We start from the raw sequence: 20,277 nt of genomic DNA on the forward strand, positions 1-20,277 counted from the left end.
TTTTATCGGGAGGAGCTTAATGGAAGGTCTGAAACATTTCTTTGATGTGGTAGGCGGTTGGGTTTGGGGGCCGGTTATGCTGGTTTTCTTGGTTGGCACTGGCGTTTTGCTGACTGTTCGTTTGATGGGTTTGCAGTTTTCCATGTTGCCTTATGCGTTAAAGTTGGCTTTTTTCCCGCATCCGAAAAAGGATGACGGCACGGATCATGAGGGCGATATTTCACATTTCGGTGCTTTGATGACGGCACTGTCTGCCACCATCGGTACCGGTAATATCGCGGGGGTTGCGACGGCGGTGATTTCCGGTGGCCCCGGTGCTGTATTTTGGATGTGGATGACGGCGATTTTCGGCATGGCGACCAAATACGGCGAGGGTGTGCTGGCGGTGAAATACCGAATCACCAATGCTCGCGGTGAGATGTCGGGCGGGCCGATGTATTATATTGAGCATGGCTTGAAACAAAAATGGTTGGCCATGCTGTTTGCTTTGTTTGGCACTATTGCTTCTTTCGGTATCGGCAGCTCGGTGCAGTCGAATTCGGTTGCGCAGGCCGTTCATGCGAGTTTCGGTATTGATCAGATGTATACCGGCGTTGTGTTGACCATATTGACGGCTATTGTGGTCTTGGGCGGCATCCGCAGTATTGCTACGGCGTCTTCTTTTATCGTGCCGGCAATGGCGGTGTTTTATGTGGTCGGTGGCTTGGTGATTATTGCTTTGAATTTGGATAAGGTTGCGCCTGCGGTCAGTATGATTTTGAATGATGCGTTTACCGGGCAGGCGATTGCGGGCGGTGCCATCGGCTCTGTTATCCGTTACGGTGTGGCGCGCGGTGTATTTTCCAACGAGGCGGGTATGGGTTCGGCGCCGATTGCGGCGGCGGCGGCTAAAACCGACCATTCTGTGCGCCAAGCGCTGGTATCGATGACCGGTACTTTCCTTGATACGATTGTGGTGTGTTCTATTACCGGTATTGTTTTGGTTATGGGTTTAACTCATGGTACGGAGTTTACCCCGTTGCTTGGCTCCGACGGGAAAGCGCTGACCGGTGCGGTTTTAACCAGTAAAGTGTTTGACCATCTGTTGCCCGGGCCGGGTGGTTGGGTGGTTACCATCGGCCTGATTTTCTTTGCTTATTCTACGATTCTGGGATGGTGTTATTACGGTGAGAAATGCGCGGCTTATGTGTTTGGCGATCGTTCGGCCAATATTTACCGTGTGATTTATGTGGCTACGGTCATGGTGGGTACGGTTGCCAGCTTGGACTTGGTTTGGGCGGCGGCGGATGCGTTCAACGGTCTGATGGCGGTGCCTAACTTGATTGCGCTGGTTTTGCTTTCCGGTGTGATTGTGCGGGAAACCAAAGATTTCAAAGCCAAACGTGCCAGCGGCGAATTGCCTTAATTGGTTAAGCTGCCTGTAATGCCTGTCTGAAAAACCTTTTCAGACAGGCATTATTATTGGCCTGCCGATTTACAAGAAGAATGTTATACAGTATCATTTCCGCTGCTTTTTACCCGTAATTCGAACGATATTATGAATCTTTTATTAACCGGCTTGTTCCAACGCCTGCTGCTGGCCGCCCTTGCTCTGATGATTTTATGGGGCATGTATTTTTGGGCTGTTGCCGAATGAGTATCCACATTAATAATTTAACGGTCAGTTACCGTCGCAAACCGGCGGTGCATCATCTGGATATGACGTTTGACGACGGTTCGATGTGGGCGATTTTCGGGCCAAACGGAGCGGGCAAGTCTACGTTGCTCAAGGCGGTTATGGGTTTGCTGAAACCGGATACCGGAACAATCGAATGGCAGGGGATGTCGCGTAGTGATATCGCGTATTTGCCGCAACAATCGGACATCGACCGTAACCAGCCGATGACTGTCTTGGAGCTGGCGGCGATGGGTTTGTGGTATGAAATCGGTTTTTTCGGCAGGGTAAATGCCGACCAGACTGCGCGCATCAAACAGGCCTTGGCTCGGGTGGAAATGACGGATTTTGCCGATAGGCAGATTGCTCATTTGTCAAACGGCCAGTTTCAGCGGGTTTTATTTGCTCGCATGTTGGTGCAGGATGCCAAATTTTTGCTGTTGGACGAGCCGTTTAATGCGGTGGATGCGCGTACGACTTACGCTTTGCTCGAAGTTTTGCGGCAATGCCACCATGCGGGGCAGGCGGTGATTGCGGTGTTGCACGATTACGAGCAGGTGCGTGCCTATTTCCCGAATACGCTTTTGATTGCGCGGGAAAAAGTGGCGACAGGTAAAACGGAAGACGTGTTGACCGACGATTATTTACAGAAGGCCGGGGCGTTGATGCAGCAAGTGGACGGTGCCGAATGGTGTGCCGCGTGAAACAATATTTTCAGACAGGCAAAGTATTTTGATGCTTGTCTGAAAGCGAAAGAATATGAATTTATACGAATTGTTGGTTGCTCCATTTGCTGAGTTCGGCTTTATGCGCTATGCGCTGGCTTCCGTTGTGTTCCTTGCTTTGTCGGGTGCGCCGGTTGGTGTTTTTTTGGTTATGCGCAGGATGAGCTTGGTTGGCGATGCGCTTGGCCATGCCGTTTTGCCCGGTGCGGCGGTGGGATATATTGTCGGCGGTTTGAGCCTGCCTGCCATGAGCTTGGGCGGTTTTGCGGCTGGAATGATGATGGCGTTGCTTGCAGGGCTGGTCAGCCGCTTTACTCAATTGAAAGAGGATGCCAACTTTGCCGCTTTTTATTTAAGCAGTTTGGCAATTGGCGTGGTATTGGTTAGCCAGAATGGCAGCAATATCGATTTGCTGCATTTGTTGTTCGGTTCGATTTTGGCGGTGGATTTGCCTGCGCTGCAATTGGTTGCAACGAGCGCCAGCATTACGATTGTGGCACTCGCCGTGATTTATCGCCCTATGTTGATGGAGAGCATCGATCCCTTGTTTTTGAAGGCGGTCAACGGCAAAGGCGGCTTGTGGCATATGGTTTTCCTGATTCTGGTGGTGATGAATCTGGTTGCCGGCTTTCAATCGCTGGGCACGCTGATGTCGGTCGGGCTGATGATGCTGCCGGCCATTACCGCCAGATTGTGGGCGCGCAATATGGGCATGCTGCTGTTTTTGGCCAGCCTGTTTGCTTTGCTGTGTGGTGCCGGCGGTTTACTGTTTTCTTATTATGTAGAAATACCGTCGGGGCCCGCGATTATTTTGTGGTGCGGCGCTTTGTATTTGATTTCCATTGTTTTCGGCTTGGAGGGCGGCTTGGTATCGAAATTGTTGCGCCACCGAAAGCACCATATTTATTAAACGAAAATCTAAAGGAGCAAAATAATGAAACATTGGAAAAAAGGATTGCTGGCACTGGCTTTGTCTGGTTCGGTATACGCTGCGCCGATTCCGGTTGTGTCGAGTTTTAGCATATTGGGCGACGTTGCCAAGCAAGTCGGCGGCGAGCGTGTGGCTGTGCAGAATCTGGTCGGCAACGATCAAGACCCCCATGCTTATAATGTAACGAGCGGCGATATTAAAAAGATTAGTGCTGCCAAATTGTTTTTGATGAACGGTTTGGGTTTGGAAAAAGCAGAATTGGTGCGCGCGGCCAAGCAGAATAAGGTTGCTTATGCCGAGGCGGCGGCAGGCATCAATGCCATGAAAATGCCGGAGGAGGCTGAAGAAGGCCATCACCACCATCATCATGAAGGCGACCATCACCACGGAGAATATGATCCGCATGTGTGGACCGACCCTGTGTTGATGCAAAAATATGCGTCAAACGTAGCCGACGCGTTGATTAAAGTCGACCCTGCCGGCAAGGCTTACTATCAGCAACACTTGGCCGCTTATCAAGGCGAATTGAAAAAATTGGATGCCTATGCCGCTCAGAAATTTAACGAAATTCCGAAAGCCAAGCGCAAAGTGTTGACCAGCCACGATGCTTTTTCCTATATGGGTAAACGCTACAGCATTCAATTCATCGCGCCCCAAGGTGTGAGCGAAGATGCCCAGCCTTCTGCCAAACAAGTGGCGGGGATTATTCGTCAGGTGAAGCGCGAAGGCATCAAAGCGGTGTTTACAGAAAATATTAATGATCCGCGCATGGTGGAACGCATTTCCAAAGAAACAGGCGTTGCGCTTGGTGGAAAATTGTATTCGGATGCTTTGAGCAACGGCGCCCCTGCCAACACTTATATCAATATGTATCGCTATAATGTGGATGAAATCAGCCGTGCGATGAAATAAAACGGTGTCGACTATCATTAATGCCTGTCTGAACATTTTCAGACAGGCATTATTCGCATCAGAAGCGAGCTATTACGATATGAAATGGCAGCGATAGAAATGCTTGCAAGATTGGAGCGGGCTTGCGCTCGGCGATTTACGGAGCAATCGAATTTTTTGACTGTAAATTGAAAAAATAAAGGTTTTATTTCTTGACTTTAACCTGAAAAAAGCGTTTAATTACGACATTGAATTTACACGCCGATTTGACACAGCTTGCGGGCGTTTTAAACAGCTAAAGCGTACAGAGTTTTTCATTTAAGCTGTTATATTTTGGCCCGTTTGTGTGTAAGCACAATCGGGCTTTATTCTGTTTGAGGCGGACGGCAGGGCAAGTAAATGGATAATATGATTGTTTTGGATAATGTTGGCAAGCGCTACCGTAGCCGTGATAACAAAGGTTGGTTTACCGCGGTGGAGCCGACTCATCTCGAAATCAGGCAGGGCGAGGTTTTCGGCTTGATGGGTTATTCCGGTGCGGGTAAATCGACTTTGCTGCGCCTGATTAACCTGCTGGAGCGGCCCGATAGCGGCACCGTAACGGTGGGCGGGCAGAAATTGACCGAGCTTTCTGCCGTCGAATTGCGCCGGGCGCGGCAGAATATCGGCATGGTGTTCCAACAATTCAACTTATTGAGCAACCGTACTGTGGAAGACAACGTGGCTTTCCCATTGGAAATCGCCGGCTGGGACAAAGGCAAAATCCGGCAGCGGGTAGCCGAATGTCTGGAAATTGTTCGGTTGGGCGACAGAGCCAAGCATTATCCTGCGCAATTATCGGGCGGGCAGAAGCAGCGCGTCGGCATTGCTCGTGCGCTGGCGCCCAATCCGGGCGTGATTTTGGCCGACGAGCCGACTTCTGCGCTTGATCCGGCCACTACCCGAAGCGTGTTGGCTTGTTTGGAAGAGATTAATCAGAAGTTTAATGTTACGATTGTTATCGTAACTCATGAGATGAGCGTCATTCGGCGTTTGTGCGATCGCGCGGCTCTGCTGCATAACGGTAAGCTTTTGGAAATCGTAGATGTGAAAAACAACCAGATTCATGCTCGCTCGGAAATCGGTTGTGAGTTAATCAGGGAAGATTGAATATGGCAGACGAAACCTTTGCCCAAGCATTCGACAATCTGTGGGATATGAAGGCTGAAATTCTTAAGGCAGCTTGGGAAACCTTGATTATGTTGGGCATTTCCGTGCCGGTTTCTGTGCTGTTCGGCACGCTGCTCGGCATCGGGATGTTTGCCAGCGGAAACCATATGCTGTTTTACAATTCGACCCTTAATAAAATTCTGGATAATACGATTAACCTGATACGCGCCTTTCCTTTTGTGATTTTGATGGTGGCGATGGGGCCGTTGACCTTGCTGCTGATTGGTAAAAGTATCGGCCCGTTTGCGGCTTCGTTGATTTTGTCGGTTTCCGGCATGTTTTATTTCGCCCGGCTGGTTGAGCAGAATTTGCGCGAAGTGCCGCGCGGCATTATTGAAGCGGCCACCAGTATGGGCGCTTCTCCGGCGGTGATTATTTTTAAAGTGCTGCTTTCCGAGGCGCGCTCCGGTATGGTGCTGAGCATTACCGTATTGAGCATCGGCCTGTTATCATACAGCGCGGCGGCGGGGATGATTGGCGGCGGCGGATTGGGCGATTTGGCCGTACGTTATGGTTACCATCGTTTCCAAACGGATATAATGATATTTATCGTGGCCGTTTTGGTGCTGGCCGTGATTCTGATTCAAAGCTTCGGTAACTGGATTGCGCGTAAATTAGACAAGCGGTAAAGCATGATGATGCCTGTCTGAAAACCGCCAAATGTTTTCAGACAGGCATTGAATTGATATGTGCGACAGAATATATTTAATGATATTTTTAAGGAGTTTAATATGAAAACCAATGTGTTATTGCTCAAAACCTTATCTGCCGGCGTGGTTGCTTTTGCATTGACCGCTTGCGGCGGACAAAAAGAAGCGGCGCCAGCAGCCGCTTCCGGAGCTTCTGCCGCTTCGCAGGCCGGTGCTCAGAAAAGCAAAATCGTATTCGGCACAACTGCCGGCGATTTCGGCGATATGGTGCGCGATCAGGTTAAACCGGCGTTGGAAAAAGAGGGATATCAAGTGGAATTGGTGGAGTTTACCGATTACGTTCGCCCCAACCAAGCGCTGGCGCAAGGCGAATTGGACATCAATATTTTCCAACATAAACCTTATCTGGACGACTTCAAAAAAGAGCACAAACTGGATTTGACAGAGGTGTTCCAAGTGCCGACCGCGCCGCTGGGGCTTTATTCGGGCAAGGCAAAATCATTGGATGACGTGAAAGACGGCAGCAGTGTTTCGGCTCCGAACGATCCTTCTAACTTTGCTCGTGCGTTGGTTATGTTGAACGAATTGGGCTGGGTTAAGCTGAAAGACAATGTTAATCCGCTGACTGCGTCGAAAAAAGACATTGCGGCCAATCCGAAAAATATTCAGATTGTTGAATTGGAAGCGGCGCAACTGCCGCGCAGCCGTCAAGATGTTGATTTCGCCATTATCAACGGCAACTATGCGACCAGCTCCGGCATCAAGCTGACTGAAGCTTTGTTCCAAGAGCCGAGCTATGCTTATGTGAACTGGGCTGCCGTGAAAACCGCCGATAAAGACAGCAAATGGGTGAAAGACATCGAGGCCGTTTACAATTCCGATGCCTTTAAAAAATACGCGCAAACCCGTTTTGCCGGTTATAAATATCCCGAAGCATGGGGTATGAATGCGGCGCAAGGCGCTAAAGCGGAAGCGGCTTCCGTTGCCGCCGCATCGGCCGCATCCAAATAAATTGAAAAAGCAGACTGCGCTCCGGGTAGGGGCGCAGTTTTTTATTGGCTGTTTGTTTTGACTGCCACGTATTTTCCGCTGAATACGGCAACCAATTGGTCTTCCGAATACATTTCGGTTTTCAGCGTGATTTTTCCTTTGCCCGTTGTGTTTAGGCTGGTGTGTATTTCTTGCCAAGCCTGCGCGTTTTCGATTTGGGTGCGGATAAGGAGATCGCTTGTGGCCGGGCGCAGGTAACGGGTTTCGCCGGTTTGTATCACGATATTGCCGGCTGCTGCGGGGCAGTTGATATGTACGGCAGACCAGCCGCACAGGGTGGCGCCGAGAGCGATGCTGCCGCCGAAAACCGTGTTTTTGTGGTTATGGTTTAGGCGGTATGGCATCAGCAGGGTAACGGCTTGGGGCGTGCAGTCGATAACCTGAATGTCTAATGCCTGCGCGGCCGGGATGTTTTGGCGGAGGAAGGTTTGCAATTCTGCTGCGGTCATGGCATCGGAAAGATTGATTGACGGTGTGTCGATTATAGCGTGAAACCGAAGGCTGTCTGTAGAGTTGGATAAGGGGCATTTGAATCGGAACAAGGTTGAAGAAGCTGTTGGATAAAAAAGCCTGTCTGAAAATCGTTTTCAGACAGGCTTTGTGTGTTTAGCAATAGTGTTTTAAGGCTTGGGGTCGGTCAGCAGAATGTGTGCGTTAGGTTCTGACCAGAGCAGCTTGGCTGTTTGGCGCAGGCGGGTTTGGATAATGCTGTATTTCAGCTGGGGCAACTCGCGTATATAGCGCGCATCGCCGTATTTCTGATGGCTGAGGGCCAGCCGTTCCAGCCAGACTTCGGGGTTTTGGTGGCGGCGCTCTTCCTGTTCGGCAAATAAACGTTGCAGGTTTTCGGCTTCGTTTCGGCTGATGTCTTCCGGCATGCTTTGTAAAATGCGCTGGGCGGCCTGCCATAGCTCTTGGGCGCGTTGCGGCTCGGCCCTGAAATAAAGCTGGTTTTCCACCAGATTGTGTTCGGGGTCGGGCTGGGCGGTGAATTTCAGGCTGTAAGTGCCTTGCAGGCGGCCGCGCAATTCGTTTTTCAGACGGGCATTGGCTAGGTTGACCAACAAAGGAATCTGCTCGGAGGTTTCGGGTGTCCAGTTGTAGAAAGGCTGCCATGACCAAGCGCTGACGTCAGTGTGTTTGTCGTCGGCAATCGGTATGCGTTGCACGATGCTGCCGCTAACGGGCTGGAGCACGGTATTTCGGGCCGGAGAACGCGGTATGGTTGCCAGATATTGCGCAATCAGCGGCTTCAGGTTTTGCGGCGCTTGGGATGTAACGATGTAATAAGCGGCCGGCGCTTTGTTGAGCAGCTGCCATTGGTGCAGCAGTGCTTCGTTGCTGAGGGAGGCGATTTCTGCATTGGCAGGCGGTTCTTCATATTCGCTGCGGCCATAGTGCAGATTGAATTCGGCGGTTTCCTGTTTGCCGGGCACGGAATCAAGGAATACGGGTCGGCGGGCCGCTTCGATTTGTAACAGGCTGCGCCATCTGCTGTCGTTTCTATCCGGATTTTGATAGGCCCGATACAGCTGCAGCAGATTTTCAAAAGCGGCGTTGGGTGCGTTGCCGGTAAAGATTTGATGGTAGGGTGTGATTTGATAATCTAATTGGGTTTTGTGCTGCGCTTTCCATAAGGAAAACTGGGTTGCAGACAGGCCTTTGGGCGGGGTTTTCCAGATGATTTCCCCTGCCAAGTGGGCTTGCCAAGCGGTAAGGTTGTTTTGCAGATAACCGGTTTGGGTAATGATTTTGAGATAGGTTTTGTCGCCTGCCGCCGGATTCTGCAAAACAACGGCCGTATCACCGTTTTCCAGCTGCATGATTTCGGTTTTTGCGGCTGCGTCGTATTGGCCGCCGGTCATTTTGCCGGTAACGGCCGGTGCTGTGAATAAGGCATCGGTAGTGGGTGCATCGGTTGTCGGCACGGTGCGGCGGCTGGCAACGTTGGCGGGTGTGGTGTGCTTGTGCGGGTGTGGTACGGCAAGCAGGGCGTCGGGATTTTCCGACAACCGGTCAAGTTGGCCAACCGGAGGCAGACTAATCGGGTTCAGACCCGGCGCTTGGGCTTGGATGAGTTTATCGTTAGCATTCAGCCATTGCCGGATGCGTTCGTTGACATCGCGGCTGCTGATTTTATACAAGGCGGGGCGTACGGCTGCGGTGTGTTCGGCGGGGGTACGCAGCGGCTTTCCGTTGAACAGGGTGTCTTGAATTTGCGGCAGCAATTCGTCGGGATTGTCGGAAAAGCCGGATTGTTTTTGGCTCAGCCGCAGAAGTTCGCTGAAACGGCGACGGTAGGCGGCGATTTCGTTGTCGGTGGCAGGCTCGGCAAGTATGCTTTTGCGTAGTGTCAGTAGCGTGCGCAAGGCTTCTTCATGGCCGTCAGGGGTGGTTTGGGTAAGCCAGCCTACGAAGCCGGTGCGGCTGCCCAAGTTGCCGCTGCGCAGGGTAAGCTGTTGCACGTTGGGCGGCAGGTTTTGTTTTTGCAGGCGCAGATTGATGATATAAGCGGCAAAATTGTCTAACAGGCGCTCATACTCGCCTTGAGCCGTATTGGCGCGGGTGGCGGTGTTGGGAAAACGGAAGATTAAGTTTAATTCGCTTTCGGTATTGTCTTTGTCTTGCAGTTGGTCGATGTGCCAGCCGTGTTGGAGTTTCGGTTCGTATTCTTCCGGTAATCGGGTCGGTAGGGCGCGGGCGGGTAGGCTGCCTAAGTGTTTTTCCAGTGCGGCGCGAACGGATTTGGCAGGTAAGCTGCTAATCACGACCAAGGTGGCGTTGTTCGGGGCATACCATTTTTTGTGAAACGCGCTGAGTGTGCCGACTTGCATGGTGTCGATGGAAGCGGCGTCGCCAATCGGGCGGTAGCGGGCTTCGCGCGAGCCGTTTTTCAAACTGGCGGTACGCTGTTGCGCCATGCGCTCCTTCAGGTTTTGTAGGGTGCGGTTTTCGCCTTGAATGATTTTTTGTTCTTGTTGCCAGTCTTCGGCTTTGAAGTTGCGCTCTTGTATGAATTGCTTCATGACGATGAGGGCTTCGTCGAGCTGGTGGCGGCCTTTGGGCGGGGTAAGCATGTAGCGCGTGTATTCGTGCGCGGTTTGGGCGTTATAGTGGCGGCCCATCTGCCAGCCTTGTCGGCTTAAGGTTTCGGCGATACCGAGCGGGAATTCGGGGCTGCTGCGAAAGGCCATATGCTCGAGCATGTGGGCGCCGCCTTTTTCTTCCGGGGCTTCGTCGTTGGTGCCCGCTTGTACTTGCAGGCGCAATTCCAACCGTTTGCCGGCATTCGGGGTTTGCAGAATGTGGTAGTGTAAACCGTTGGGTAGGGTGCCTTGGCTGTAAAGGGTTTCTGCGGCGAAGGCGGGCATGGCGACTATGATGGCCGCTACGAGGATAAGGAATAAAGGGTTCATAACGTAATGTGCTCGTTCAGACAGGCTTCTGCGGTAACTGTCTGATATTTGAAATGGTTATCTTAGTTGTTTTAATGCGCTTGATTTATCAGCGCTTTTATTTTAATGGCTTTTGGTTTTTTGCGGGTGAAAATATTTCAAATAAATACTGTAAAAGTTGAACGGATAGGATTTTGAGTGAAGCGATGTAAATTGAAAAATGGGAAATTTAAAAATTTTATTAAATTACAATCAGATAAACCGCTGGTATGAATATCGATGTGTGGTAAATAAGCCGCTTGTCATATATGACAACCGAATGTTAAATATTTATTGTTTGGTATTCAAACGGCATTAATATTCTTTCACATAACTAGGGTTGGCGCTTACTTTTATTTAATAGCAATGATTAAAATTGGAGATTCTTTATGACATACGGTGTTAAATCTAGTAAGCAAAGCAGTGGTTACACAACAGCAAAAAATGATGCCGCTTGGTGCGACGATGGTTTTAGCGGCGGTTATAATTCCTACGGTCATTATTATGATTATGGCTTCGGTGAAATTTTTTGGGGCGGTTCGGGCCAGGATACATTCGGCTGGCATTCTGGCTCTTGTACCATGAAGGGCGGTGCGGGCAATGATATTTATTGTATAGACGACGAACGTGATTTGATTGTTGAAGACAAAAATGGCGGCTGCGATACGGTACAGACTAAGATTGACTGCGTGTTGGGTGAAAATCTGGAAAATCTGGAAGCCATCGGCAGCAATAAAGTGGTGTTGACCGGCAATGCTTGCGACAACGTTATCAAAGGAAACGATGCGGACAACCATATCAATGGCGGCGACGGCAATGATGTGATTCATGGAAAAGGCGGCAACGATACCATTAATGGCGACGGCGGTAACGACACGCTTTATGGCGGCGACGGTTGCGACACCTTAGACGGCGGTGAAGGTTGCGATACATTGTATGGCGGCAAAGGCGACGATATTCTGATTGGTGGCGGCGGTGAAGACAAATTGTATGGCGGCGACGGCAATGACAATTTGTATGGCAGCAATCAAGCCGACTGCCTGTATGGTGAAAAAGGCGACGATTTGCTCGACGGCGGTTATGGCAACGATTACCTGAACGGCGGTGCGGGCGGCGATACTTATATCATCGGTGCGGGTTACGGCCATGAAACGATTGAGGATTGCGGCAATTCATGCGATACCGATACGGTTTCATTCAAATCGGATATTAACTTGAGCGATGTATGCTTCTCGGTTTGCGGCAGTGATTTGGTGGTTACGGCCAGCAAGTGCGATACGGTAACGATTCAGAATTGGTTTGAAAGCTGCAATAATCAAATCGAAGAATTCAGTTTCTGCAACGGCAGCACGATTACCAACACGCAAATCAACTGTGCGTTAAACGATTGCACCGGTTCCGTGAGCGCTTCGTCTTTATTGAATACAGTGCAGGATCAGGCGCAAAGCGCGGCGGCAACGGGAATGGCCTAACATATTATAGGGATAATGTCTAAATCAGGGAGAGTTATGGGCCGGTTTATCCGGCCTTTTTTCATTTCTATGGCATCATAGTAAGTGGTGCTTGTGAAGCATAATGCCTGTCTGAAACGGGATTTTCAGACAGGCATTTTGTTTTGGGTAGAGAGGTTTAACCGCTTGACCTATCAATTCGGGGTAACGACTTTGCCGTTGATGGAAACGGACGTGAGCTTCAGGTTGTAAGTTTTGCCGTCGTCGGAATAGCTGATTTGTGCCGGAATGTTGTCGATGGCGGTGGCGAAAGAATAATTGACGGTGCTGTCGCCGCGGTTGACGCGGTAGTTTTCAACTTGGGTTTTTCCGCCGGAGAAACGGTATTGTGCGCTGCCGGTTTTGCTCAAACCGCCGACGGAATACAGTTTTTTGCCGTTGGTGATTTTTAGGCCGGCCGGCAGTTTGGCATCGTTGGCGGCAAGCTGCCAGGCCAAGGTGAATAAATCCATTGCCGGGCCGGATACGGTTTCGGTTTTTTGCTCGTTGATTTTGCCGTAGGTAATCTGGTTGCCGTTGAAGCGGGCTTCGGCGTAGGTTTTGCCGCCCCGTACGTCGCGGTAATAGGCGGGTTTCAGAACGTTGCCCGAAATGGTGCCGCCGCTTTCAAAACGAATGCTGTAAAGGGGAACTTTGATGTGGGATACGATGGTGTAATTGTTGCCGTTGCGAGTAAAGGTCATGGTGGCCGGAATGCCGTAGGAGCCGCTGTATTTTAATACGGCGCTCTGCGGTAATTCTGCCGCCAAGGCGGGCAGGGCGGCCGATGCGGCGCCGATGAAGGCAAGAGAGCGGATGAGTTGTTTCATGTTTTTCCTTTCTTGATGTCAGGCAAGCAGGCGGATGTCGGCGTCGGGCATCAGGCTGTTATAAACGCGGTTGCCGCGGATGCTCAGTTTGCCGGCGGCAAAATCGGCCACGGCCTGCGGTAAAAGCTGGTGCTCGGCGGTTAGAACCCGCTTGGCCAAAGTATCGGGCGTATCGTTATCGAAAACGGGCACGACACCTTGTGAAATAATCGGGCCGCAATCCAGTTCAGCCGTAACAAAATGGACGGTGCAGCCGGCGATGCGGCAACCGGTTTCAAGTGCTTTTTCATGTGTGTGGAGGCCGGGGAAGGCGGGCAGCAGCGAGGGATGGATGTTGATAAGACGGTTTTCGTAATGGGCACAGAAATCGGGAGTCAAGATGCGCATGAAGCCGGCCAGCACCACTAAATCAGGTTGATATTGGTCAATCAGGGCCATCATGGCGTGGTCGAAGGCCGCGCGGTCGGCAAAATTTTTGTGATTGAGCGCATGGGTGTCAATGCCGCGTTTGGCCGCCCATGCCAAACCCTGCGCGGCTTCGTTGTTGCTCAAAACGGCACGGATGCGGATATTGGGAATCTGCGCTTCAATAATGGCCTGCATATTGCTGCCGCGGCCGGAAATGAGGATGACGATGTTTTTCATATGGTATGGAATATCAAATCATTGCGGGAAAATTAATGCCTGTCGCTGAGGGCGGCAAGCGGTTTAGCTTATTTTAACGGGATTTTAATCTGAAAACGGTTTTTCAGACAGGCATTGCAACACGGCAATTTTGACGGGCTGGCAAAAGAGGCCATATTCTTTATTTGCTATGCCTATCTGGTTGCGATTTGTGTTTAAAACATTTTAAAGCATGGGAGTTAAGAGCGGGCGGGCCGCTCGGCTTGTAAGCGTATGGCGCGTGCAATGGTTTCGCCGATGAGGCGGCTGCCGGCTTCGGTGTAATGCAGGCCGTCGGATTGTAATAAAGATTCGTATCCGGCCGAGGTTAAAACGGCATGTAAATCGTTGACGGCAAAGCCGTAGGCCGTTGCCAACTCGACGGAGCAGGCATTATACCGCATGATGTCTTCGTCATATCTATGTGATGCTTTAACCGTGTTGTGAACGATTTGGTTAAACGGGGTGCTGGTCGCCCAGATTACGCGGCTTCGGCGCGCTGCCAAATAATCGAAGATGCGGCGCAGGTTGGCTTGGTATTGTGCGAGGCTGTTAACCGGCTGATCTGAGCCGGTATTGTGGCGGATATCGTGCAGGCCGCAGTTGAGATGAACGATGTCGCCTGACTTGGCCGGTGCCCATTCTGCGATGTGCTCGGCCAGAATGTCGGAAGAGCGGCAGTTTTCCGGTGGGGAAGCTACGGTTAGCGGCGCGAGGGCTTGCCGGATGTAGAATTCGGCGTGCAGGCGGATGGAATCGCCAATCAGGTAAATGGTCATCGGGGAGGGCTTTCAATAGAGAACGGCGGATCAAATGATTCGGCTAGGTGCTGCTCAGTAATGCCTGTCTGAAAAATCAGTGTTTGCAGTGCGCTTGCCCTACCGGCTCCCAGAATATGCCTTCCACTTGATTGCTTCGTTTATGGAAAACGATTTTGTATTGGCATTGTTGTATTTTGCCGTTGAACGGGTAGCGGTAAAGGTAATTCCATTCGTTGATGTAAATGTTTTCCTGATACCAAGGTTTGCCCAGAAGCGACCTGACGCTTTCGGCTGCCATTCCGGGGCGGATTTGATCCAGCTTGTTCCAATCGGGTTGGCTGCCGAGCTTGGCATCGTTTACCGTGCGCCATTTGAGCGGATGGTTGACCTTATAGGCTTTTTGTTGGTAAACCACTTCAAACGGCTTGCCAGAGGATTGGCTGTGTGCGGCTGTAACGGGTCTGGGCAAAGGAGCAGTAGAATGCCGGGTAGCGGTGCAGGCGGCCAGTATCACGATGCCGACGGAGATAAGGTATGGTTTCATAATCATGTTGAGCGTAAATAAGCCGATTAGGTTGGGTTAAGGGGCGGGCGTTTTTTATCATTTCGGTAGCCGTGCGTGCCATCTGAGTTGCATCAAAGGTTTTGTCGTTTTTATCATAGAAACAACGGTCTTACCGGTCGTGCTGAGTGTTGTTATTGTACCGCATCCTTTAGGTTTGAGCAGATGATGTCATAAATTACATGTGCGTTTTTTTACGAAGAAATGCCTGTCTGAAAAGCAATTTCAGACAGGCATTCGGTTTGACAGGTTTTTAAAAAACGGCGGCAGGCAGTGAGGCGGCGAGGCGGCGGCTGTTTTCGACGAGTCCGTTATCTTTGCCGTCGATGGACAAGGCGCTTTTCATGATAAGCAGATTGGCCGGCCGGCCGGAATGCAGGCTCATTTGGATGTGCGCGGGGGTGAAGGGCAGGTTATGGCGGCGGGCAAAGGCTTCGGCGCGGCGGTTGGCGGTTTCCAGCATGAATTTCAGGCTGATGTCGAGGTGGAAAACGCGTACCTGTAAAATTAAGATGCGGGCGGCAAACCAATCGGCTTCGTCGGTAATAATGTCGGGTGTTTTTTGATCGGCATTTAAGCGGGAAGCGGCAATCATCAAGGCGTATGTGCGGATTTGCGGCAGCATGGCTTCGCAAAACAGCGCGCCTTGGTTGGTTGGCAGTGTAGTTTGCAGCAAGTCGCTGCGGTGGGCATTGCCGTCAACGATGAGATTGCAGCGGCTGAGGGTTTCTGGTTGGGTTCGGTTGAGGCGGGCGGCTCGGGCTTGCATAATCATGTTCCTTTGCAGGTTTGTTAAGCGGCGGCCGTTGGATTTTTCAGGGAAAACAAAAAACCGCCTGTGGTTGTACGGGCGGTTGGGTTTGTTTTCAATCTGTTTTCAGACAAGCACAAACAGGCACCGCGCGTTTGGGCGGTACCAATAAGAAAAAATGTTTGTGCGCAAGGTATTCATAAAAATTTCGCTTGAGGTTTGAAACCGGAAAAGTGGGTTCAAGATTAAAACAGCTTGCCTAGGATTGTCAATATCCATTTTACGAATGTCACAATCATTGCAATAAATTCGCGTAATCCGTCCATTTATCCCCCCCATTTTGGCATAAGAGTGTGTGGAATACTCAATTGATCGAGAATTCTTGCGACAACGAAATCGACGAGGTCGTTTAAGGTTTGCGGATGGTGGTAGAAACCCGGCGAAGGCGGCAGGATAACGGCGCCGAGCTGAGATAAGCGGAGCAAGTTTTCGAGATGTAGGGCGGAAAAAGGCGTTTCGCGGGGCACGATGATCAAAGGGCGGCGCTCTTTCAGGGCAACATCGGCCGCGCGTTCGATAAGGTGGTCGGACGTGCCGTGCGCCACGGCGGCTACCACGCCCATGCTGGCGGGGCAGATAATCATGGCATCGGCCGGATTGGTGCCGGAAGCGGGCGGGGCAAACCATTCGTCTTTGCCGAAGACGCGCAGTTTTTCAGGCGAAATTTGAAAACGTTGGCAAAGCATTTCGCGGCAGGCTTGCGGGTTACCGGGCAGCGTGATGCCCATTTCTTGTTGCGCCACCACTTGAGCCGCTTGGGAATAAAGCAGCCAAACGGTTTTTTCGGCTTTCAGCAGGCATTCGAGCAGGCGCATGCCGTAGGGCAGGCCGGATGCGCCGGTGAAGGCTAAGGTAACGGTTTGAATGGGGCTGCTTGGAGTCATGTGCACAAGTTATTTGGAAAGCTCTGATTATACAGTAATTTAGAATAGGCCAAAATAATGGCAGGTGTAGGCAATCGATAAAACCAGCGGAATAAAGAGCCATTGCAACCGCTTTTTGAGCGCGGTTTGTTTTTTCAAATGGGCGGCCAGCACTTTGAATAACACGTATTTGAATAAAAAAGTGCATTCGCAGGCCAAAATAATGCCGTTGAGCAGATGTTTGGACGGCGTTTGTGCCGGGTTGACGGAAAAATAGGCGATGGTTAGCAGCGGAATAAGGCAGACAATCAGCCAATGTTGCCAAACCCGTGTGTCGGAGGCAGTGTTCATGAGTAATGGATAAGATGAATAAAAAAATAATTTTAACGAATAAATGCCTGTCTGAACATTCTTCAGCTTTTAAGACAGAAATGATTTTTTAAGACAGAAATGATTTTTCGCTTTCAATCTGCATGAGAAATAGCAATTAGGCTATGATGTTTTATATTTCCTTTTGTTTTTACAATACTTTATGTTTATTGGTTAATGAGTTATCATAATCATTATTATTTAATCGAAATACCGGAGGGTATGATGGAAAACAAAGTGTCGCCTGATAAGATAAGCGGGTTGTCGTCTACATTGTTGATTCCTTTGTGGGCCAAAGCGGTGGAATATAATCGGCCGGATGCGCTGTTGCGCGATGCAGAAGCGGTTAGGATGATGGCGTTAATCGATTATGATTTCGACGAGTTTGCTTCGGCCAAAGCCAGTCAAGTGGGCTGCTGCGGAAGGGCGGGCCTGATTGATAAAGAAACGCGCCGTTTTATCGAAGAAACCCCCGATTGCGTGGTGGTACAAATCGGGGCGGGATTGGATGCGCGTTTTGAAAGGCTGGGCAGGCCGCAAGGTGTGGTTTGGTATGACTTGGATTTGCCCGAGGTTATCGATGTGCGCCGTAAGCTGCTGCCGGAAGCCGGTAATCATTATTTGAGCTGTTCGATGTTTGACGAAAGTTGGATGGACACGGTGGCATCTCATGGCAAGCCGGTTTTGGCTGTGTTTGAGGGGGTGTTGATGTATTTTGATGAAGCGGAGGTTAAGGGGTTGCTGGGTAAGATAGCCGGTAAGTTTCCTCAGGTTTCCGTGGTGGCCGATATTCTGCCGAAAATGGCGATAGGAAAAGCCAAGCGTCATGATGCTCTTAAGAAATTAAGCGAGGATAAGCGGCCTGAATTCAAATGGGGGCTGAAAGATCCGCTTGAAATCGAGCAATGGCAGCAGGGCTGGAAACTGACTGCGAAGCATTTTCTAAGTAGTGTCTGCATGCCGCGTTATCCGTTCCTTCTTAGATTGCTTTACAGTACAGGATGGGGGCGGCGGAATCTTGATTTTCCGACCATTCGATTGGATTGTGTGAGAAACGCTTGATATGATGGCATCGTGTTGTTTTGCGAGCGGGTTTGCTGAAGCAGGAATGATTTTTAAAAAGCGACCCGCTTAGATTGGCGATTGTTGATTGTATGATTTGACAATTGTTTTTAAAGCCGATGCCTGTCTGAAAATATTCAGACAGGCATCGGCTTTTTGACTTTAAATGAAATTCTATTCATTCATTTTGATGCAGGCTGCTTGTACGCAATGATAGGGTTTTATCTAACCATCTACCCGAATGCGCTGTTGCGCGGTTTCGGCTTGAGTTTGGGCAGCTTGGTATTCGTTTTCTGTTTCAAAGCGCAACGGGTACAAATCTAATTTGTGCATCAGGAGGCGGTCGCCGTCTTCTTCGGGGTTTTCCGTAGTTAAGAGTTTGTCGCCGTAGAAAATCGAATTGGCACCGGCCAAAAAGCACATGGCCTGCATGGCTTCGGGCATATTGCTGCGGCCGGCCGAGAGGCGAACGTAGCTGCGGGGCATAGCGATGCGAGCCACGGCGATGGTACGCACGAATTCGGTCCAATCCAAGTCTTCGGCATCGGCCAGCGGCGTGCCTTCGACTTTGACCAGTTGGTTAATCGGCACGCTCTCCGGCTGCGGGTCGAGGTTGGCCAGGCTGGCGATGAGGCCGGCGCGCTGCGGGCGGGTTTCGTTCATGCCGACGATGCCGCCGCAGCACACTTTCAGGCCTGCGCCGCGCACTTTACCCAGCGTATCCATGCGGTCTTCATGACGGCGGGTGTGGATGATGTCGTTGTAGCGATCGGGGTCGGTGTCGAGGTTGTGGTTGTAATAATCCAGCCCGGCTTGTTTTAAATCTTCGGCCATGCCGTCTTCCAACATGCCGAAGGTGCCACAGGTTTCCAAGCCCAGCCCTTTAACTTCTTTGATGATTTCGCTGACGGTGGCGACGTCTTTCGGCTTCGGGCCGCGCCATGCGGCGCCCATGCAGAAGCGGCTGGCACCGCGGGCTTTGGCGATTTTGGCTTTTTCAACGATTTCTTCGACGTCCATCATGCGCGATTTTTCCAAGCCGGTGTTGTAGTGCGCCGATTGGGGGCAATATTCGCAATCTTCGGGACAGCCGCCGGTTTTGATGGAAAGCAGGGTGGAAAGTTGGATTTCCTGCGGGTTGAAATGTTGGCGGTGGATTTCGGCGGCCTTGTATACCAAATCGAGAAACGGTAGGGCGAATAGTTCTTCAATCTGGCATTTGCGCCAATATTGGGCGGTTTGGTGCGGCTTGCGCTCGGTTTTGCGGCGCAAGGCAATGGGTGAGACAGTCATGATTTCATACTTTCTTTAAAGGTTTGCAGCGGCGCAATGACGCTGACGTGCCGCCGCAGGCGCAATGACTGGGGCAGCGGTTGGGTAAAACGTAAAACGGTGTGGCAAGTTTAGCGGGTTTGCCGCTTGCGGGCAATGGCTGGATTGGGTGGGATTTTTGAGAATGCTTGTCTGAAAATAAGGCGTTGCGGTTGGGATGAGGTTAGGCAAGCAGCATTTCTTGCATGAGTTTCATGCCCCATTGCCAGCCGCCGAGTGCGCCGTTTAAGTGGCCGGGGTGCGGCGATACCAGCAGGCGGGCGCCCCATAATGAGGCTTGTTCGGCCGCCCATTTTTGCGGCTCGCCGCTATTTTGCCCGACAACCAATGCGGCTTTGTTGCACATGAGGCGGACGTAGCGCACGGCGTTGTGTTGGCAGGCGGCTTGCGGCGGTGCGGCCAGAATCACGCCTTTGATGCGGCGTTGCGCCAGCATGCCGAGCGTGCCGTACCATGCCATGAAGGCGGCGGCGCCCGCGCCGTGAGCCACAACCATAATGCTTTCGCTATGGATGCGGGCAAATGCTTGCGCCACGTGGCTTTGCTGTTCGGCAAGCGGCTGCGTGGCGGCGCATTCGGCGCGTTCGGTTATTGGATAGCTGAGTGCCCAGCGGTCTATCCACATATCCGCTTCGTCGGCATCGCGTATCAGCAGTAGGGTTAAATCTTCCAAGTCGCCCGGTTTCATGATTTCAGGCAGGCATTTAGTAATCGCGCAACGGTTTTTCGGGCTCGTAGCTATCGCCGATTTCTTTGACGATGGCTTGGCCTACCCAGATGCTGGTTCCGTTGTGGGTCATGGTTGGGCTGCCGTGCAATTCCCAGCCTTTTTGCAGTGCTTCGGTTATTCTGCGGCAAAACGTTGAATCGTCGGGGCCGGTTAGCATGCGGTACACTTTCATGGTTTGTCTCCGTTTGCTTTTCAGACAGGCTTTGGTTTGCGGCATGGCTTGTCTGGAAAGGATAAAAAGTGGCTTGAAATGCCTGTCT

The 20,277-nt window shown here is 51.1% G+C and carries 22 protein-coding genes; 9 read left to right on the top strand and 13 right to left on the bottom strand.

Annotation, left to right across the window (positions count from 1 at the left end):
• The first annotated feature begins 19 nt into the window (after nucleotides 1-19).
• The 7 genes from Q4A84_RS02200 to Q4A84_RS02230 all read left to right on the top strand — a co-directional run bounded on the left by Q4A84_RS02200 (nucleotide 20) and on the right by Q4A84_RS02230 (nucleotide 7,071).
• Complete coding sequence (locus Q4A84_RS02200; RefSeq protein WP_303087291.1) at nucleotides 20-1,405, top strand: sodium:alanine symporter family protein; 1,386 nt, start codon at nucleotides 20-22, stop codon at nucleotides 1,403-1,405.
• Nucleotides 1,406-1,632: 227 nt separating this feature from the next.
• Entirely contained in the window at nucleotides 1,633-2,358 is a 726-nt protein-coding gene (locus Q4A84_RS02205) for a metal ABC transporter ATP-binding protein (protein ID WP_303087292.1), read from the top strand.
• Nucleotides 2,359-2,413: 55 nt separating this feature from the next.
• Complete coding sequence (locus tag Q4A84_RS02210) at nucleotides 2,414-3,289, top strand: metal ABC transporter permease (protein WP_303087293.1); 876 nt, start codon at nucleotides 2,414-2,416, stop codon at nucleotides 3,287-3,289.
• 24 nt (nucleotides 3,290-3,313) lie between these two features.
• Nucleotides 3,314-4,222 (top strand): metal ABC transporter solute-binding protein, Zn/Mn family, encoded by a 909-nt coding sequence (locus Q4A84_RS02215; RefSeq protein ID WP_303087294.1) that lies wholly within the window; start codon nucleotides 3,314-3,316, stop codon nucleotides 4,220-4,222.
• A 387-nt stretch (nucleotides 4,223-4,609) separates the two neighbouring features.
• Entirely contained in the window at nucleotides 4,610-5,350 is a 741-nt protein-coding gene (locus Q4A84_RS02220) for a methionine ABC transporter ATP-binding protein (RefSeq protein ID WP_303087370.1), read from the top strand.
• Between the two features lie 2 nt (nucleotides 5,351-5,352).
• Entirely contained in the window at nucleotides 5,353-6,039 is a 687-nt protein-coding gene (locus Q4A84_RS02225; RefSeq protein ID WP_303087295.1) for a methionine ABC transporter permease, read from the top strand.
• A 102-nt stretch (nucleotides 6,040-6,141) separates the two neighbouring features.
• Entirely contained in the window at nucleotides 6,142-7,071 is a 930-nt protein-coding gene (locus Q4A84_RS02230) for a MetQ/NlpA family ABC transporter substrate-binding protein (protein ID WP_303087296.1), read from the top strand.
• Nucleotides 7,072-7,112: 41 nt separating this feature from the next.
• Here the strand turns inward: Q4A84_RS02230 and Q4A84_RS02235 are convergent, their stop codons facing one another.
• Together Q4A84_RS02235 and Q4A84_RS02240 are read right to left on the bottom strand one after the other, a co-directional pair.
• Nucleotides 7,113-7,559 carry a YiiD C-terminal domain-containing protein gene (locus tag Q4A84_RS02235; RefSeq protein WP_303087297.1) on the bottom strand — a complete coding sequence of 149 codons (447 nt, stop codon included), beginning with the start codon at nucleotides 7,557-7,559 and terminating at the stop codon, nucleotides 7,113-7,115.
• A gap of 171 nt (nucleotides 7,560-7,730) precedes the next feature.
• A complete protein-coding gene (locus tag Q4A84_RS02240) occupies nucleotides 7,731-10,526 on the bottom strand; it encodes a M16 family metallopeptidase (RefSeq protein WP_303087298.1) in 2,796 nt (931 codons plus the stop codon).
• A gap of 407 nt (nucleotides 10,527-10,933) precedes the next feature.
• On the opposite strand from Q4A84_RS02240, the gene Q4A84_RS02245 reads away from it, so the two are divergent.
• The gene (locus Q4A84_RS02245) at nucleotides 10,934-12,016 is read left to right on the top strand and encodes a calcium-binding protein (RefSeq protein WP_303087299.1); all 1,083 of its coding nucleotides are present in this window, start codon (nucleotides 10,934-10,936) and stop codon (nucleotides 12,014-12,016) included.
• 173 nt (nucleotides 12,017-12,189) lie between these two features.
• Here Q4A84_RS02245 and Q4A84_RS02250 read toward each other — a convergent pair whose 3' ends face one another.
• From Q4A84_RS02250 to Q4A84_RS02280, 7 genes are all read right to left on the bottom strand, one after another.
• Nucleotides 12,190-12,864, bottom strand: coding sequence for a DUF3108 domain-containing protein (locus tag Q4A84_RS02250; protein WP_303087300.1), 675 nt, complete (start codon nucleotides 12,862-12,864; stop codon nucleotides 12,190-12,192).
• An 18-nt stretch (nucleotides 12,865-12,882) separates the two neighbouring features.
• A complete protein-coding gene (purN, locus tag Q4A84_RS02255; RefSeq protein WP_303087301.1) occupies nucleotides 12,883-13,509 on the bottom strand; it encodes a phosphoribosylglycinamide formyltransferase in 627 nt (208 codons plus the stop codon).
• A gap of 218 nt (nucleotides 13,510-13,727) precedes the next feature.
• Complete coding sequence (locus tag Q4A84_RS02260; protein ID WP_303087302.1) at nucleotides 13,728-14,306, bottom strand: SGNH/GDSL hydrolase family protein; 579 nt, start codon at nucleotides 14,304-14,306, stop codon at nucleotides 13,728-13,730.
• A gap of 76 nt (nucleotides 14,307-14,382) precedes the next feature.
• A complete protein-coding gene (locus Q4A84_RS02265; protein WP_303087303.1) occupies nucleotides 14,383-14,832 on the bottom strand; it encodes an outer membrane protein assembly factor BamE in 450 nt (149 codons plus the stop codon).
• A 271-nt stretch (nucleotides 14,833-15,103) separates the two neighbouring features.
• Nucleotides 15,104-15,619, bottom strand: coding sequence for a hypothetical protein (locus Q4A84_RS02270; RefSeq protein ID WP_303087304.1), 516 nt, complete (start codon nucleotides 15,617-15,619; stop codon nucleotides 15,104-15,106).
• 308 nt (nucleotides 15,620-15,927) lie between these two features.
• A complete protein-coding gene (locus tag Q4A84_RS02275) occupies nucleotides 15,928-16,545 on the bottom strand; it encodes a flavin prenyltransferase UbiX (RefSeq protein WP_303087305.1) in 618 nt (205 codons plus the stop codon).
• Nucleotides 16,546-16,584: 39 nt separating this feature from the next.
• On the bottom strand, nucleotides 16,585-16,875 hold the full coding sequence (locus tag Q4A84_RS02280; protein ID WP_303087306.1) for a hypothetical protein: 291 nt from the start codon (nucleotides 16,873-16,875) through the stop codon (nucleotides 16,585-16,587).
• 243 nt (nucleotides 16,876-17,118) lie between these two features.
• Here Q4A84_RS02280 and Q4A84_RS02285 point away from each other — a divergent pair, with 243 nt between their 5' ends.
• Entirely contained in the window at nucleotides 17,119-17,955 is an 837-nt protein-coding gene (locus Q4A84_RS02285; protein WP_303087371.1) for a class I SAM-dependent methyltransferase, read from the top strand.
• A gap of 225 nt (nucleotides 17,956-18,180) precedes the next feature.
• On the opposite strand, the gene bioB is transcribed toward Q4A84_RS02285, so the two are convergent.
• Genes bioB through Q4A84_RS02305 form a run of 4 tightly spaced genes read right to left on the bottom strand, consistent with a single transcriptional unit; the run spans nucleotide 18,181 to nucleotide 20,189 of the window.
• The gene (gene bioB / locus Q4A84_RS02290) at nucleotides 18,181-19,248 is read right to left on the bottom strand and encodes a biotin synthase BioB (RefSeq protein ID WP_303087307.1); all 1,068 of its coding nucleotides are present in this window, start codon (nucleotides 19,246-19,248) and stop codon (nucleotides 18,181-18,183) included.
• A gap of 15 nt (nucleotides 19,249-19,263) precedes the next feature.
• Nucleotides 19,264-19,458 carry a hypothetical protein gene (locus Q4A84_RS02295; RefSeq protein ID WP_303087308.1) on the bottom strand — a complete coding sequence of 65 codons (195 nt, stop codon included), beginning with the start codon at nucleotides 19,456-19,458 and terminating at the stop codon, nucleotides 19,264-19,266.
• Nucleotides 19,451-19,975, bottom strand: coding sequence for an alpha/beta hydrolase (locus Q4A84_RS02300; protein WP_303087309.1), 525 nt, complete (start codon nucleotides 19,973-19,975; stop codon nucleotides 19,451-19,453). Before Q4A84_RS02300 ends, Q4A84_RS02295 begins: the two co-directional genes overlap by 8 nt.
• 16 nt (nucleotides 19,976-19,991) lie before the next feature.
• The gene (locus tag Q4A84_RS02305) at nucleotides 19,992-20,189 is read right to left on the bottom strand and encodes a DUF1737 domain-containing protein (protein ID WP_303087372.1); all 198 of its coding nucleotides are present in this window, start codon (nucleotides 20,187-20,189) and stop codon (nucleotides 19,992-19,994) included.
• Between the last annotated feature and the right edge of the window lie 88 nt (nucleotides 20,190-20,277).

This window comes from Neisseria sp., assembly GCF_030527965.1.
Lineage (GTDB): Bacteria > Pseudomonadota > Gammaproteobacteria > Burkholderiales > Neisseriaceae > Neisseria.